We start from the raw sequence: 1,017 nt of genomic DNA, 5'->3' as shown, positions 1-1,017 counted from the left end.
CGCTGAAACACAAAGCCGAGCAAAACGTCTTACTGGCTGGCGAAACCTAGAATTAAGGTGAATGATTAACGCATTTCACGTCGCTAACGAAGGTTCACTTCGAAATATCCAATCTAATGGTATCAGTCCGTAGTTCTTCTCATCTGTGAACGATGGCAGCCCGAAGCGGAACTTCGACTCCGAGCTTTGCAAAATCTAACAAGCGGACGGCAGCTACCATTAGTGTGAATGGCTTGAAGGTATCGAGCATTCGCCACGGCGACAATTTAAGAAAAAAATGACTGCGAGAAACAAGGTGGCTGAAACTGCTCTCAGACAGAAAACAGGCGTCCCCGCACACTTTCGCGCAATTCGAGCTTAGTCCAAGGTGTTTCCGGTGATGAAGGTGTACGAGCTTTCGACCAAATCGATGACGACATCCAACTCTTCTGGTGTGGTCGGTGTGTATATCATGACAAAGCCACTCCACCCAGGACGTTGCTTGGCCCAAGGGTGTGCAACGGCCCAACCAGCCTCAATTGCCCGTCGCGCCATTGCGGGGTGCAGCGAAGCGTGCAAGCTGCCATCAGGATGCATATGCGCAAATTCAAACCCACCGACGATAGAGCTCGGTTGAGACAACAACATGTCGGGATCAAGCTGAAAACCAATTGTCCCAGGAAGCGATATGCGTGTCGGGCCAAGCGCGACCCCTGGGAATTGCGCAACACGCTCCAGCAATAGCTGGGCTAACTCGGCATCAATTTCGACACCGATCTGAGTATGCGGTACGCCGCTTGTCGTTGCAGGACGGGGTGAGGTACGCTCCGGCAAGTAGGGCTCTTGTGCGAATGCCAACGGGCAGGTCAATGTAACTGCTGTTGTAGCGACTGCCAGTAGTCTAAAGAACACATTCATTTTGTTGCCAGCCCGTCAAAAGTTTAGAATGAGCGCTCAGCGCAGTATCAGCGCCCTTGCACACATTACTCAGCCTTTAATGCTTCGATATTGATCAAAAGCTCTATTTCGTCGCTCACC

General features: G+C 51.2%; 1 protein-coding gene. It reads right to left on the bottom strand.

Annotation, left to right across the window (positions count from 1 at the left end; genetic code table 11):
• Positions 1–357 precede the first annotated feature (357 nt).
• Positions 358–813 carry a luciferase domain-containing protein gene (locus tag ACR0DT_RS25075; protein WP_237218039.1) on the bottom strand — a complete coding sequence of 152 codons (456 nt, stop codon included), beginning with the start codon at positions 811–813 and terminating at the stop codon, positions 358–360.
• Positions 814–1,017 lie beyond the last annotated feature (204 nt).

This window comes from Ruegeria sp. BI11 (assembly GCF_056538005.1).
The sequence above is the reverse complement of the archived record's forward strand: the minus strand, read 5'-3'. Positions and strand labels throughout refer to the sequence as shown.